This is a genomic window from Paraburkholderia sp. Ac-20340 (genome assembly GCF_017104965.1).
Classification (GTDB): domain Bacteria; phylum Pseudomonadota; class Gammaproteobacteria; order Burkholderiales; family Burkholderiaceae; genus Paraburkholderia.
On sequence record NZ_JAAGPR010000015.1, the window covers coordinates 142,904 to 157,730 of the forward strand.

The window sequence follows — 14,827 nt, forward strand, 5'->3', positions numbered from 1 at the left end:
CCTGCGCGCCGCCCGAGGAACGCGGCACGCGTAAAACAAACGCACGATTAACGCGAAAGCACGCTACTTCTTGACCGCGACCGTCGTGGTGCCTGTAGCCGCCGGCGTGGCGCCGCCCTTCGCGGGCGCGCCCTTGCCGCCCGCAGCGGCGTTAGCGGCATTCGCGGTTTGCGTGGCCTTGCCATCGCCCGGTCCGACCGACAATCCTTCGGCCTGCAAACGTTCGACGGTATGACCGCCCAGGCCCTTCACACGCTTGCCGAGGTCGGAGGCGTCCTTGAACGGACCGTGCGCGCCGCGCTCGTCGAGAATTGCCTTGGCGCGTGCCGGCCCAATGCCCTTGATGCCGCGCAGCGCGTCCTCATTGGCCGAATTGACGTCCACGGCGCCGAACGCCTGGCCGAAGGCGGCGAGCAGCGCCGCCAATGCGAGAAGTTTTCTGAACATGCTGGATCTCCGTTGACTACCACCGCCGGCGACCATCGCCGGCGAGGAGAATCCAGTTTAGGGAGAGATCGCTTGCGCTTACACCTGGCCGGATAGCCAACGTACGTAACGATCGACCCCTTCCTGAACCGTCAGGAACGGCGCGTCGTAGCCCGCTGCGCGCAGCTTCGACTGGTCGGCCTGCGTGAAGCACTGGTACTTGCCGCGCAGTGCGTCCGGGAACGGGATGTACTCGATCAGGCCTTCCTTGACCTGCTCGGCCAGCGTGAGCGCCGGCTTGCCTTCCATCGCGCGCAGCGTGTTGACGACGCTGGTGGCGATATCGTTGAACGGCTGCGCACGGCCGCTGCCCAGATTGAAGATGCCCGACTTTTCCGGATGATCGAAGAAGAACAGGTTCACCTTCACCACGTCTTCCACCGACACGAAATCGCGCGTCTGCTCGCCCGGCGCATAGCCGTTGTACTCGCCGAACAGCTTCACGCGGCCTTCGGCGCGGAACTGGTTGAAGTTGTGGAACGCCACCGACGCCATGCGCGCCTTGTGCGTCTCGCGCTGGCCGTAGACGTTGAAGTAGCGGAAACCGGCGATCTGGCTTTGCGCCGTGGGCAGCACGCGGCGGATCACCTGGTCGAACAGGAACTTCGAATAGCCGTAGACGTTCAGCGGCGCTTCCACTTCGCGATCTTCGACAAAGCGCGTCGAGCCGCCGTAAATCGCCGCCGACGACGCATACAGGAACTGCGCGCGCTGCGCCTGGCAGGCGTCGAGCACCGCACGGCTGTAGCGGAAGTTGTTGTCCATCATGTAGCGGCCGTCGGTTTCCATCGTGTCCGAACAGGCGCCTTCGTGGAACACGGCACGCACATTGCCGAAGTCGCCGCGCGTGAAGCGCTCGACGAATTCGGTCTTGTCGAGGTAATCGTCGATCTCGCAATCGACGAGATTCTTGAACTTGTCGGCACGCGTGAGATTGTCGACGGCGATGATGCGATCTTCGCCGCGTTCGTTCAGCGCCTTGACGATGTTGCTGCCGATGAAGCCGGCCGCGCCGGTCACAATGATGGTCATGGTAGTTCTGCTGTGATGAGGTGCACGCGCGGCCGGGAAAACTCTCCAGAAATCCCGGCCCGGAAGGCGAGCGGCGTACCGGAAGGCCGCCGTTCTAGCTCGCCGTGTGCTGCGATGCGTGCAGCGTCATTGAAAGAGTTCGTCGTAATCGACGGTGGCGGTGCCGAGCTTGCCGACCACGATGCCGGCTGCCCGATTGGCGAGCGCGACGCCTTCCTGCAGCGAAAGGCCCGCGCCCAGCGCGACCGCGACGGTTGCGATGACGGTGTCGCCAGCGCCCGACACATCATACACTTCGCGTGCGACAGCCGGCGCGTGCAGCACGCCGGCCTCAGAGAAGAGCGTCATGCCCTCTTCCGAGCGCGTGAGCAGCAGCGCGTCCAGTTGCAGTTCTTCGCGCAGCTTCGTCACGCGGGCGAGCAGGTCCTCTTCCGATTTCCACGTGCCCACCACTTCGCGCAATTCCGCGCGATTCGGCGTGATGACGCTCGCGCCGCGATAGCGCTCCCAGTCGTCGCCCTTCGGATCGACCAGCACGGCCTTGCCGGCCGCGCGCGCCGTCGAAATCATCTGCGTGACGTGCGTGAGGCCGCCCTTCGCATAGTCCGACATGAGGATGACGTCGTGCGTGGGCAGCAGCGCGTCGAAGCGCGCGAGGCCCGCAAGCAGCGCCTCGTGCGCCGGCGTGTTCTCGAAATCCACGCGCAGCAGTTGCTGTTGGCGCGAGAGCACCCGCAGCTTGATCGTGGTGGGCAGCGCGGGATCGCGTTCGAGGTGCGCGTGCACATGGCTTTCGCCGAGCAGCTCGACGATACGCTCGCCGGGCTCGTCATGGCCGACCACGCACAGCAGACCGGCCTGCGCGCCGAGTGCCGCGGCGTTGCGCGCGACGTTCGCGGCGCCGCCCAGACGATCTTCCTGGCGTTGCACATGCACGACCGGCACCGGCGCTTCCGGCGAGATGCGGTTGACGTCGCCGAACCAGTAACGGTCGAGCATCACGTCGCCCACGACCAGCACGCGCGATTTGCCGAACTGTTCGCGCGGCACGACCTGGACGTCGGGCGCGAGCGCCGCGTGGTCAGGCTGCTGAGGTTGCGTGTTTGGCATGGGGCCGCCCAATCGAGTGATAGTCAAAGCCGTGTTCCGCCATGGCGTCCGGCTCGTAGAGATTGCGTCCGTCGAAGATCCGCGGCGACTTCAGATCGGCCTTGAGCGCTTCGAAATCGGGCGCCTTGAACGCCGTCCATTCCGTGACGATCACGAGTGCATCGGCGCCCGCGAGCGTGTCGTCCTGGCTCGGCGCGAAGGTGATGCGCGCGAGCAGCTCCGGCGACTGCGCCAGATCGAGTGCGAACACGCGGCGCGCCTCTTCTGTCGCCACCGGGTCATACGCCGACACCGTCGCGCCGCGCGACACCAGATCGGCGATCAGACGGCGGCTCGGCGCCTCGCGCATGTCGTCGGTATTCGGCTTGAACGCCAGACCCCAGACCGCGAAATGCTTGCCCGTCAGATCCTCGCCCAGCGAATCGACGATCTTGCGCACCAGCACGTCCTTCTGGTCGTGATTCACTTCCTCGACCGCTTCGAGAATACGCAGATTCTGGCCCGACTCGGCCGCCGTGCGGATCAGCGCCTGCACGTCCTTCGGGAAGCACGAACCGCCGTAACCGCAGCCCGCGTACAGGAAGTGATAGCCGATACGCGGATCGGAGCCGATGCCGCGACGCACCGCTTCGATATCCGCGCCCACGCGATCGGCCAGATTCGCCATCTCGTTCATGAACGAGATACGCGTGGCCAGCATCGCGTTGGCCGCGTACTTCGAGAATTCCGCCGAGCGCACGTCCATATAGATCGTGCGTTCGTGGTTGCGGTTGAACGGCGCATAAAGGCGCTTCATCTTCTCGCGCGCGAGTTCGCCGTTGGCGTCTTCGTCGATCCCGATGATGATGCGGTCCGGACGCATGAAGTCGTCCACGGCCGCGCCCTCTTTCAGGAACTCGGGATTCGACACCACCGAGAAGCGATGCGCGTCGCTTTCGCCCAGACCGCGCTTGGCGAGTTCTTCTGCGATCACGGCCTGCACGCGCTGCGCCGTGCCCACCGGCACCGTCGATTTATCGACGATCACCTTGAAACCGCTCATGTGACGGCCGATGCTGCGCGCCGCTTCCAGCACGTATTGCAGGTCGGCGGAACCGTCTTCGTCCGGCGGCGTGCCCACGGCGATGAACTGGACCTCGCCATGTTCGACGCTCGCGGCGATGTCGGTGGAAAACGTGATGCGGCGCGCCTTGCGGTTGCGCTGGATCAGTTCGAGCAGACCCGGCTCATGGATCGGCACGCCGCCGTTGTTCAGGATGTCGATCTTGCGCGGATCGACGTCGAGGCAGAACACGTCGTGACCGATTTCGGCAAGGCACGCCCCGGTGACGAGGCCAACGTAGCCGGTACCGATAATGGTGATTTTCATACGCGCTCCGGTGACAGATTCGGATGTTGATATTGCATGTGCGCGGGCTGATTCAGATCAGCCCGTCAGCTTGACGCCGGAATCGGCTCGACGCGGCGCGGCGCGTAGGTTTCCCAACCGCTGCAACCCGGACATTGCCAGTAGAACAGGCGCGCCCGGAAACCACAGTTCTGGCACGTGTAACGCGGCAGATTCTTGGTGCGCTGCTGGATCAGCTTGCGCATCAGTTCGAGTTCGCTGCGGCGCGGTTCTTCGGCGCTGGCCTGCTGCGCTTCGAGCAGACGCGTCATGCCGGCGAGATTCGGCGACTTCTGCATCTGCGTGCGCGCAAGCGTGTGCGCCGCGTCGGGACCGCTTTGCTCGGCTACATATTTATAGGCCACATCGAGCAGATCGTTCGACGAATGACGATCGACCCATTCGGTGAGCAGTTGCGCGCCTTCCGGCGCACGGCCCAAGGTCTCGTACGCCTTCATGATCTTTTCGGCGACGAGCGGCAGATAGGAGGAATTCTGCGCTTCCACGCGCTTCCACTGAACCAGCGCGTTTTGCGCGTCGCCGCTTGCGGCGTCGACATCGCCCGCGAGGATGGTGGCGCGCACGTTCTGCGGATTCGCCTTGAGCGCGAGCCCGAGCTGGCGCCGCGCCTCTTCCGGGTTCTTGCGCTGCAGGGCTTCCTGCGCAAGCTCGCAATGGAACTGGGCGATTTCGAGTTCGAGCGAAGGCGCGCCCATGGTTTCGAGCAGACGCGCCGTATCGATCGAGCGGTTCCAGTCCTTCTCGATCTCGTAGATCGTGAGCAGCGCGCGCTGTGCGCCCTGCGCATAGTCGCCCGACTTGAGCGTGCTGAAGGTTTCCTCCGCGCGGTCGAGCATGCCGGCCTTCAGGAAGTCCTGGCCGAGTTCGTAGAGCGCGTGATCGCGCTCGTTCACGGGCAGGTCGGCGCGCGAGAGCAGATTCTGATGCACGCGGATCGCGCGATCGGTTTCGCCGCGACGCCGGAACAGGTTGCCGAGCGCGAAGTGCAGTTCGACCGTTTCAGGGTCGAGCTTGGCGACTTCGATAAACGCATCGATGGCCTTGTCCGGCTGTTCGTTGAGCAGGAAGTTCAGGCCGCGAAAGTAGGAGCGCGGCAAGTTGGCGCTTTCGGAAAGCAGCGCCTTGAGGTCGTAGCGCGACGCCATCCAGCCGAGTGCAAACGCGACGGGAATAACGAGGAGCCACCAGAAATCGAGATCCATGCGAGCGATGGTATGTGTTCATGCCGCGCGCCACGGCTGACGCGCGACGGGTGTTTCGAATCAGATGAGCGGCGGCAGCGGCGGTTCGGGCTGCACCACGGGCGTTTCGCGCGCCGTGCGCAGTTCGCGCTTGAGGCGGCCGTTTTCCATGCGCAGCCGGAACATCGCCGGCAACGCCGAAAGCAGACCGGCCAGTAGCCCGACCACAAAGAACGCCAGCCCGATCAGGATGAGCGGGGCCTGCCACGCATAGCCGGCCAGAAAGTTCAGCGTCGTGGTTTGCGTGTTGGCCAGTGCGAGCACGAGCAGCAGCACGAAGACCAGCACACGGATCACCCAAGCGATCAATCTCATGAAGGATTCTCTTGGCAGTTGCGGGAAAGCGCCGGCTTGTCCGGCTTGCTGCGCCGCAGCATAGGCCGCGCCGAAGTGTCCCGTATTGTAATGGAACGGCTCGCGAGCCGGCACGTGCACGAAGCCGCACGGTAAGGCGAACAAGATGGGCCGACAGGCACACCTTACACGGCCTCACCTCGCCTCACAGCGCGAAAGAAAACGAAAGATAAAAACCGCGAACGATAAAAACGGCCACGCAAAAAACGCGGACGAAAAAAAAGCGCCGGGTTTCGAAAAACCCTGCGCTTTCTTCGGTCCATGCTGGCCATCTGGCATTGACCGCCAACGGCTGTAACCGCTGCCAATACCCTGCGGCGCTTACAGATCGTCGTCCGGCTCTTCCGCCTTCAGCGGTTCGCCCGAACGACGGTCCACGCGCTCGCGCAGCTCCTTACCCGGCTTGAAGTGCGGCACGAACTTCTCAGGCACCAACACTTTTTCACCCGACTTGGGATTGCGTCCGACGCGCGACGGCCGGCGATTCAGTCCGAAACTGCCGAAGCCGCGAATTTCGATGCGATGACCCTTGGCAAGCGCCTCGGACATCGCATCGAGCATCGTTTTGACCGCGAAATCCGCATCCTTGAGGACAAGTTGCGGAAATCGCGTAGCCAGCTGCGCGACCAATTCAGATTTGGTCATACTTCAGCTTGCCCCCGTTTGAGGCTTACTGGTTCTGGCCGTCGAGCTTGGCCTTCAGCAGCGCGCCGAGGTTGGTCGTGCCGGTAGCGGCAGCGCCCGTGTCGGTCGACATGCTGCGCAGGGCTTCCTGCGTCTCAGCCGAATCCTTGGCCTTGATCGACAGGTTGATGCCACGCGACTTGCGATCGATGTTGATGATCATCGCGTTGACCTTGTCGCCTTCCTTCAGCACGTTGCGAGCATCTTCCACGCGGTCTTGCGCGATTTCCGAAGCACGCAGGTAGCCTTCGACGTCGGCGTTCAGGGTGATAACTGCACCCTTTGCGTCGACCGACTTGACCACGCCGTCAACCGTCGAACCCTTGTCGTTGACAGCAACGAAGTTGCTGAACGGGTCGCCTTCGAGCTGCTTGATGCCGAGCGAAATGCGTTCCTTCTCGACGTCGATGCCCAGAACCACAGCTTCGACTTCGTCGCCCTTCTTGTACTTGCGAACAGCTTCTTCGCCCGTTTCCGACCACGACAGGTCCGACAGGTGAACCAGACCGTCGATGCCGCCCGGCAGACCGATGAAGACGCCGAAGTCGGTGATCGACTTGATTGCGCCTTGCAGCTTGTCGCCCTTCTTGAAGTTGCGGCTGAAGTCATCCCACGGATTCGGCTTGCACTGCTTCATGCCGAGCGAGATGCGGCGGCGGTCTTCGTCGATCTCGAGGACCATGACTTCGACTTCGTCGCCCAGCTGGACAACCTTCGACGGAGCAACGTTCTTGTTGGTCCAGTCCATTTCCGACACGTGAACCAGGCCTTCGATGCCCGATTCGACTTCGACGAACGCGCCGTAGTCGGTGATGTTGGTGACCTTACCGAACAGGCGCGTGCCCGACGGGTAACGGCGCGAGATGCCTTCCCACGGATCGTCGCCCAGTTGCTTGATACCGAGCGAAACGCGGTTCTTTTCCTGGTCGAACTTGAGGATCTTGGCGGTGACTTCCTGGCCAACCGACAGAACTTCCGACGGGTGACGCACGCGACGCCATGCGATGTCGGTGATGTGCAGCAGGCCGTCGATGCCGCCGAGGTCCACGAACGCGCCGTAGTCGGTGATGTTCTTGACCACGCCGTTGACGATCGCGCCTTCCTTCAGCGTTTCGAGCAGCTTTGCGCGCTCTTCGCCTTGGGTCGCTTCGATCACTGCGCGGCGCGACAGCACGACGTTGTTACGCTTGCGGTCGAGCTTGATGACGCGGAATTCGAGGGTCTTGCCTTCGTACGGGGTCGTGTCCTTGACCGGACGCGTGTCAACCAGCGAACCCGGCAGGAACGCGCGGATGCCGTTGACCATGACGGTCATGCCGCCCTTGACCTTGCCCGTGATCGTGCCGGTCACGAGTTCGTTGTTGTCGAGAGCCTTTTCCAGCGACAGCCACGAAGCGAGACGCTTCGCCTTGTCGCGCGACAGGATCGTGTCGCCGTAGCCGTTTTCCAGCGCGTCGATCGCGACGGAAACGAAGTCGCCCGCCTGCACTTCCACTTCACCCGCGTCGTTCAGGAATTCTTCGAGCGGAATATAGGCTTCGGACTTGAGGCCAGCGTTGACGACCACGAAGTTGTGGTCAACGCGCACGACTTCGGCGGAGATCACTTCGCCGGCGCGCATGTCCTGGCGGGTCAGCGACTCTTCAAACAGAGCCGCAAAAGATTCGGTATTCGGGGTGGAGGTTTGCAGGTCGGACATAAAAATCTGGATTTGCATGGTTCTGCTGCGCTTCCAGCCTGTCTAGGCCGGTTGGGCGTTGAGGCCGGAGCGCTTACGCTCGTGGCACAGATGCAAAAGCCATACGGGGTTAAAGGGTTAAGACACGCCCTGCTTCCCAGCAGGGCACCACTACATTTACTGCAACTGCTTGACTGCGATTTCTACAGCATTCTTACTGCGACTTGCCGTGTGCTTCGACATGACGCACGGGCAAGGTCTGGTACCACTGCACGACCTGTTCGACCGCCTGGTCGATGGACAGCGCCGAGGTATCCAGAAGCTTCGCATCCGCTGCAGGCTTGAGCGGCGCGGCTGCGCGGTTACTGTCACGCGCGTCGCGCTCACGCAAATCCCGGAGCAAGTCATCCATATTAGCAGAAAATCCTTTTTGGATCAATTGCTTATGCCGGCGTGCCGCGCGGGCCTCCACACTGGCCGTCAGGAACACCTTCAGACCGGCATCCGGGAAGATCACCGTGCCCATGTCGCGGCCGTCGGCAACGAGGCCCGGCAGCTTGCGGAAGGCCCGCTGACGGGCCACCAGCGCGGCGCGCACGGACGGATGCGCGGCGATCATCGAGGCGCGGTTGCCCACTTCCTCGGCGCGGATATCGTTCGAAACGTCAACGCCGTCGAGCTGCGCGAGCCCTTCGCGGAACGTGATATGGAGATCGTCGATGAGCCTGGCAAGACCATCGGCGTCATCGGCGGCGATCGTGTAGCGGATGCTGGCGAGTGCCGCCAGGCGATACAACGCCCCGCTGTCGAGCAGGTGAAAGCCGAGATGCGCGGCGACCAGCGTGGCCACCGTGCCCTTGCCGGAGGCGGTCGGGCCGTCGATCGCGATGACGGGCGTCGGGTAAAAGGGACGGGTCGATTTCATTCGGCAACGATACTCGGCTACGAAAGATTCAGGGTTGTGCGAGCGCCAGGAAGCGCTCGAAATAATCGGGGAACGTCTTGCCGACGCACTTCGGGTCGTTGATGCGCACCGGCACGCCGCCCAGGCTCACGAGCGAGAAGCACATGGCCATGCGGTGATCGTCGTAGGTGTCGATCGCGGCATTCGGCGTGAGTTTCTCGGGCGGACGCACGATCAGATAGTCCGGGCCCTCTTCCACGTCCGCGCCCACCTTGCGCAATTCCGTCGCCATCGCGGCGATGCGGTCGGTTTCCTTGACGCGCCAGCTCGCGATATTGCGCAGCGTGGTCGCGCCGTCGGCGAACAAGGCGGCGACGGCGATCGTCATGGCCGCATCGGGAATCAGGTTGAAATCCATGTCGATCGGGTCGAGCTTGCCGTGATCGTTGCCGATCCCGCGCACCTCGATCCAGTCGTCGGCCACCGTGACGTTCGCGCCCATGCGCATGAGCGCGGCCGCGAACGCGACGTCGCCCTGGATGCTCGAACGGCCCACGCCTTCCACGCGGATCGGACCGCCGCCAATGGCGCCCGCAGCGAGGAAATACGACGCCGACGACGCATCGCCTTCCACCATGATCTTGCCCGGCGACTGGTAACGCACGCCCGCCGGCACTTCGAAACGATGCCAGCCGTGACGCTCGACCTTCACGCCGAAGCGCTCCATCAGCTTGATGGTGATTTCGATATACGGCTTGGAGATCAGTTCGCCGTCGATTTCGACGACCGTCACGCCGCCTTCGGCGCGCACCAGCGGCAGCGTCATCAAGAGCGAGGTGAGGAACTGGCTCGACACGTCGCCGCGCACGCGCACCGGCGCGCTCACATCGATCTGCGCGGGACGGATGCGCAGCGGCGGAAAGCCTTCGTTCTCTTCGTAGTCGATCTTGGCGCCGATCTGGCGCAGACCGTCGACGAGATCGCCGATCGGGCGCTCGTGCATGCGCGGCACGCCATGAATCCGGTAGTCGCCGCCATTGACCGCGAGCGCCGCCGTGAGCGGGCGCACCGCCGTGCCGGCGTTACCGAGAAAGAGATCCGCGCGCACGGCCGTAAAGGCGCCGCGCGTGCCCTGCACGACGCAGGTGTCGTCTTCGCGCTTGAGCTTCACGCCGAGCTTTTCCAGCGCGTCGAGCATGACGCGCGTGTCGTCGGAGTCGAGCAAATTCGTGATCGTCGTTTCGCCTTCGGCGAGCGCGGCGAGCAGCAGCACGCGGTTCGAGATGCTCTTCGAGCCGGGCAGGCGGATCGTGCCGGACGCACGGGTGAACGGTCCGAGATCGAGGTGTTCCATGAGCGTGTCCTGATGGTGCGGCATGGCATCAAAGTGGCCCTGCCGCATGACTGATGCCTTACTTGTCGGGTCCTGCCTGCGAGGGTGCGCTGACTCCCCCCTGCACGGCATGCTTGCCGCCGCGCTCCTGCCACGCTTCGCGCGCCGCGCGCGAACGCGCGAACACGGTTTCCAGCGCCGCGCCGTCACCGGCGTCGATGGCCGTGCGCAGCTTCGCCAGCACTTCAGTGTAGGCGTCCAGCTCGGCCAGCAGCGCCGTGCGGTTCGCCAGGCACACGTCGCGCCACATTTCGGGGCTCGACGCGGCAATGCGCGTGAAATCGCGGAAACCGCCCGCCGCGAACGAGAATTTCAGTTCGGCGTCGGGCGTGGCGAGAATCTGGTCGACCAGCGCGAACGAGAGCACGTGCGGCAGATGGCTCACCGAAGCGAACACGCGGTCGTGCTGCTCCGCGCTCATCTGGCCGATCACGGCACCGGTGGCGCGCCACATCTGCGCGATGCGCTCCACATCCGCGGGCGCGTTTTCCGGCAGCGGGCACAGTACGACGTTGCGGCCCACGTAGAGATCGGGCAGCGCGGCTTCCACGCCGCTCGACTCGCGGCCCGCAATCGGATGACCCGGCACGAACTGGCCGATGCGCGCGCCCAGCGCCGCGCGCGCGGCCGCGATCACATCGCTCTTGGTGCTGCCGGCATCGGTGACGATGGTCTGCGGCTGCAGATGCGGCGCGATGCGCTCCAGCAGCATCTGCGTCTGCGCGACGGGCGCGGCGATCAGCACGAGATCGGCGCCGTCGAGCGCCTTCGCCAGCGCGGCGTCGTCGTCGAACGTCGCGGTTGCGTCGACCACGCCCAGTTCCAGCGCGCGCGCCACGGAATGCGCACGACGCCCTACGCCGATCACCTCACTGCCCGGCACACATTGGCCGCGCTCGCGCAGCCCGCGCGCCAGCGATCCGCCGATCAGGCCGACGCCGAAAATCACCAGCTTCTTGAAAGAAAACGCGCTCACGCGATCACCAAAAGTAAAAAGTTTGCGCGCTCAACCCGGCGCGAGCGAACGCTCGAGCGCCGCGATGAACGCTGCGTTTTCGTCGGCGAGACCAATCGTCACGCGCAGCCACTGCGGCAAGCCATAGCCGCCGACCGGCCGCACGATCACGCCCTGCCTGAGCAGTTCGAGATTCACGCGATCGCCCGCCGCATCGTCCTGCCCCACGCGCACCAGCACGAAGTTGCCGTCCGACGGCACGTATTCGAGACCCATGCGCTCAAACGCGGCCGTCAGCGTGCGATAGCCTTCGGCGTTCAGCGCTGCGCTCTTTTCCAGATACGCCGTATCGCCTAGCGCCGCCACGGCCGCAGCCTGCGCGAGCGTGTTCACATTGAACGGCTGGCGCAGACGGTTCAGCAGATCGGTCAGCGCCGGCTGCGCAATCGCAAACCCGATGCGCAGACCTGCGAGCCCGTAGGCCTTCGAGAACGTGCGCGACACCACCAGGTTCGGATAACGCCGCACCCACTCGATTGAGTCGTAGCGCTTGTCGGCCGCGAGATATTCCGTGTACGCCTCGTCGAGCACCACGACCACGTCCGCCGGCACCCTGGCGATGAACGCTTCGAGCGCCGCACCGTCGATAAACGTGCCCGTCGGGTTGTTCGGATTGGCGACGAACACCAGCCGCGTATCGTCGGCAATCGCCGCGAGCATCGCGTCGAGATCGTGACCGTACTGCACGGCGGGCGTCACCCGATGACGCGCGCCCAGACCCTGAGTCGCCAGCGCATACCCCGCGAACGAATACTGCGAATAGACGATCGACTGACCGCGCTCCACGCACGCATGCGCGGCGATTTCGAGGATATCGTTGCTGCCGTTGCCGAGCGTGATCCATTCTGCCGGCACGTCGTAGCGCGCGGCCAGCGCGGCCTTCAGCTCGAACGCGTTCGAATCAGGATAGCGGCCCAGTTCGGCGGCTGCCTGCGCAATCGCGCGCTGCGCCGATTCGGGCACGCCAAGCGGATTCTCGTTCGACGCGAGCTTCACGATGCGCGCCTCGTCGAGACCGAATTCGCGCGCGACTTCGGAAATCGGCTTGCCGGCGACATACGGCGCGATCTCTCGGACATAGGACGGGCCGAATGGCGTGGTCATGCGGATCTCTCCAGAACCGGATTTAAGCGGGACTTGTGCCCGATGGGCCGACGCGCCTGCGCACGCAACGTGGCAGGCGTGCAAACCTCGGCGCGAACGTCAGCGCAAACTCAGCGCGAACGCGGATACGAACCGAGAATCTTGAGGAACGCAGCCTTCTTGCCGAGTTCGTCGAGCGCCGCAGCGACCGCCGGGTCGTCGCGATGGCCTTCGAAATCGATATAGAAGTAGTACTCCCACGTGCCGACACGCGCCGGACGCGACTCGAAACGCGTCATCGAGACACCGTGGCGCGCGAGCGGTTCGAGCAGCTTGTAGACCGCGCCCGGCTCGTTCTTCACCGAGACGATCATCGACGTCTGATCGTGACCCGACACACCCGCCGGCTGCTTGCCGATCATCACGAAGCGCGTGCGGTTATGCGGATCGTCCTGGATCAGCGCGTTGGCGATCAAAAGGCCGTAGTGCGTAGCCGCACGCTCGCCCGCGATGGCCGCGACCGTCGGATCTTGCGAGGCAAGGCGCGCAGCTTCCGCGTTGCTCGACACCGCCTGGCGCTCCAGATGCGGCGCATTCGCCGTCAGCCAGTGCTGGCACTGCGCAAGCGCCTGCGGATGCGCGCACACGCGCGTCACACCGGCGAGCTTGCCGCTTTGCGTCATCAGGTTGTGCTGGATCGGCAAGGCGATTTCGCCGCCGATCACGAGCTGCGTCTGCAGGAGCAGATCGAGCGTGCGCGACACCGCGCCTTCCGCCGAATTCTCGACCGGCACGACGCCGAATTCGGAAGTGCCCGACTCGACCGCACGGAACACCTCGTCGATCGACGGGCACGGCAGACCTTCGATCGACTGACCGAAGTACGCGTACATCGCCTGTTCGCTATAGGTGCCGACCGGCCCGAGGAAGGCCGCCGTGATGGTCTTTTCGAGCGAGCGGCTCGCGGCCATGATCTCGCGCCAGATCGCGCTGATGTGATCGTTGCCGAGCGGGCCGTCGCTGAGATTCTGCAGGCGCTCGATCACCTGAAGCTCGCGCTCCGGGCGAAACACGGGCGCGTTGAAGTGCTTCTTGACCTCGCCCACTTCGAGCGCAACCGAAGCGCGCTGGTTCAGGAGCGCGATGAGCTGCGCGTCGATGGCGTCGATGCGCTCGCGCAACGGCTTGAGTTGTGAATTAAGTTCGTCGTCCATGCGTGAAACCGGCAATCTGAGAGGAAATATCGATAAGGCGTCAAGCGCGCTTCAAGCGTGCTTCGCCTCGAATTCCTTCATGTACTCGACCAGTGCCTGCACTGCTTCGAGCGGCACCGCGTTGTAAATCGACGCCCGCATGCCGCCGACGGACTTGTGGCCCTTCAGCTGCAGAAGCCCGCGCGCCTTCGCGCCGGCCAGGAAATCATCATTACGTGTTTCATCGGCGAGGAAGAACGGTACGTTCATCCGCGAGCGCGCGCGGCGCTCCACCTTGTTGATGTAGAAACCGCTCGTGTCGATCGTGTCGTAGAGCAGCTGCGCTTTTTCGATATTGCGCGCTTCGATGGCTTCGAGGCCACCCTGGCGCTTCAACCACTTGAACACGAGGCCCGCGATATAGATCGCGTAGGTGGGCGGCGTGTTGAACATGGAATTGTTGGCGGCGACCGTCTTCCATTCGAACGCCGACGGGCAGATCGGCATCGCGCGGTCGAGCAGATCCTCGCGCACGATCAGCACCGTCACCCCCGCCATGCCGATATTCTTCTGCGCGCCGCCGTAGAGCACGCCGTATTTGGCGATGTCCATCGGGCGCGACAGGATGTGCGACGAGGCATCCGCGACAAGCGGGATATCGCCGAGGTCGGGAATCTCGAAGGTTTCGACGCCGTCGATCGTCTCGTTCGTGCACAGATGCACGTAGGCGGGATCGTCGGAAAGCTGCCATTCGCCCTTCGGCGGCGAGTGCGTGAAACCGTCTTGCGTGCGGCCCGTCGCAGCGATATGCGAGGCGCCGTACTTGAGCGCTTCCTTCTGCGATTTCTGCGACCACGACCCGGTGATAACGAAATCCGCGCGCGGCTTCGAACCGAACAGGTTCATCGGCACGATGGCGTTTTCGCCGATGCCGCCGCCCTGCAGGAACAGGATCTGGTGGCTCGCGGGCACCTGCATCAGTTCGCGCAGATCGAGCAGCGCTTCGCTGTGAATCTGCATGAATTCAGGGCCGCGATGGCTCATTTCCATCACGCCCATGCCGCTGCCGTGCCAGTCGAGCATTTCGTCGGCAGCCTGACGGAGGACTTCTTCAGGCAGTGCAGCCGGTCCGGCGGAGAAGTTGAAAACGCGCATCGTTTGGAGATCCCGAGGCGGGCGCTGCGGCGGTGGAGGCCGGGACGCGCCGGAAAAAGAAAATGGCCGTCTGCGCTTATCGCGCAAACGG

14 protein-coding genes are annotated in these 14,827 nt (G+C 64.0%); all 14 read right to left on the minus strand.

Annotated features, from left to right (window positions below):
• Nucleotides 1–63 precede the first annotated feature (63 nt).
• The 14 genes from G3N59_RS19575 to serC all read right to left on the minus strand — a co-directional run bounded on the left by G3N59_RS19575 (nucleotide 64) and on the right by serC (nucleotide 14,736).
• Complete coding sequence (locus G3N59_RS19575) at nucleotides 64–447, minus strand: helix-hairpin-helix domain-containing protein (protein WP_205984269.1); 384 nt, start codon at nucleotides 445–447, stop codon at nucleotides 64–66.
• A 78-nt stretch (nucleotides 448–525) separates the two neighbouring features.
• Entirely contained in the window at nucleotides 526–1,518 is a 993-nt protein-coding gene (gene rfaD, locus G3N59_RS19580) for an ADP-glyceromanno-heptose 6-epimerase (RefSeq protein ID WP_205984270.1), read from the minus strand.
• A 126-nt stretch (nucleotides 1,519–1,644) separates the two neighbouring features.
• Complete coding sequence (rfaE1, locus tag G3N59_RS19585; protein WP_205984271.1) at nucleotides 1,645–2,628, minus strand: D-glycero-beta-D-manno-heptose-7-phosphate kinase; 984 nt, start codon at nucleotides 2,626–2,628, stop codon at nucleotides 1,645–1,647.
• Entirely contained in the window at nucleotides 2,600–3,997 is a 1,398-nt protein-coding gene (locus G3N59_RS19590; RefSeq protein ID WP_205984272.1) for a UDP-glucose/GDP-mannose dehydrogenase family protein, read from the minus strand. Before G3N59_RS19590 ends, rfaE1 begins: the two co-directional genes overlap by 29 nt.
• 65 nt (nucleotides 3,998–4,062) lie before the next feature.
• Nucleotides 4,063–5,238, minus strand: a complete 1,176-nt coding sequence (gene lapB, locus G3N59_RS19595) for a lipopolysaccharide assembly protein LapB (protein ID WP_205984273.1) — start codon at nucleotides 5,236–5,238, stop codon at nucleotides 4,063–4,065.
• A gap of 60 nt (nucleotides 5,239–5,298) precedes the next feature.
• Nucleotides 5,299–5,592, minus strand: coding sequence for a LapA family protein (locus G3N59_RS19600; protein ID WP_205984274.1), 294 nt, complete (start codon nucleotides 5,590–5,592; stop codon nucleotides 5,299–5,301).
• 360 nt (nucleotides 5,593–5,952) lie between these two features.
• Complete coding sequence (locus tag G3N59_RS19605) at nucleotides 5,953–6,276, minus strand: integration host factor subunit beta (protein WP_103707056.1); 324 nt, start codon at nucleotides 6,274–6,276, stop codon at nucleotides 5,953–5,955.
• Nucleotides 6,277–6,301: 25 nt separating this feature from the next.
• Complete coding sequence (rpsA, locus tag G3N59_RS19610; protein WP_205984275.1) at nucleotides 6,302–8,032, minus strand: 30S ribosomal protein S1; 1,731 nt, start codon at nucleotides 8,030–8,032, stop codon at nucleotides 6,302–6,304.
• Nucleotides 8,033–8,207: 175 nt separating this feature from the next.
• Nucleotides 8,208–8,918 (minus strand): (d)CMP kinase, encoded by a 711-nt coding sequence (cmk, locus tag G3N59_RS19615; RefSeq protein WP_205984276.1) that lies wholly within the window; start codon nucleotides 8,916–8,918, stop codon nucleotides 8,208–8,210.
• Between the two features lie 28 nt (nucleotides 8,919–8,946).
• Entirely contained in the window at nucleotides 8,947–10,251 is a 1,305-nt protein-coding gene (gene aroA, locus G3N59_RS19620) for a 3-phosphoshikimate 1-carboxyvinyltransferase (RefSeq protein WP_205984277.1), read from the minus strand.
• Nucleotides 10,252–10,309: 58 nt separating this feature from the next.
• Nucleotides 10,310–11,266, minus strand: coding sequence for a prephenate dehydrogenase/arogenate dehydrogenase family protein (locus G3N59_RS19625; RefSeq protein ID WP_205984278.1), 957 nt, complete (start codon nucleotides 11,264–11,266; stop codon nucleotides 10,310–10,312).
• Between the two features lie 30 nt (nucleotides 11,267–11,296).
• Nucleotides 11,297–12,409, minus strand: coding sequence for a histidinol-phosphate transaminase (gene hisC / locus G3N59_RS19630; protein ID WP_205984279.1), 1,113 nt, complete (start codon nucleotides 12,407–12,409; stop codon nucleotides 11,297–11,299).
• A 110-nt stretch (nucleotides 12,410–12,519) separates the two neighbouring features.
• Nucleotides 12,520–13,602 (minus strand): prephenate dehydratase, encoded by a 1,083-nt coding sequence (pheA, locus tag G3N59_RS19635; protein WP_205984280.1) that lies wholly within the window; start codon nucleotides 13,600–13,602, stop codon nucleotides 12,520–12,522.
• A gap of 51 nt (nucleotides 13,603–13,653) precedes the next feature.
• Nucleotides 13,654–14,736, minus strand: coding sequence for a 3-phosphoserine/phosphohydroxythreonine transaminase (serC, locus tag G3N59_RS19640; RefSeq protein WP_205984281.1), 1,083 nt, complete (start codon nucleotides 14,734–14,736; stop codon nucleotides 13,654–13,656).
• Nucleotides 14,737–14,827 lie beyond the last annotated feature (91 nt).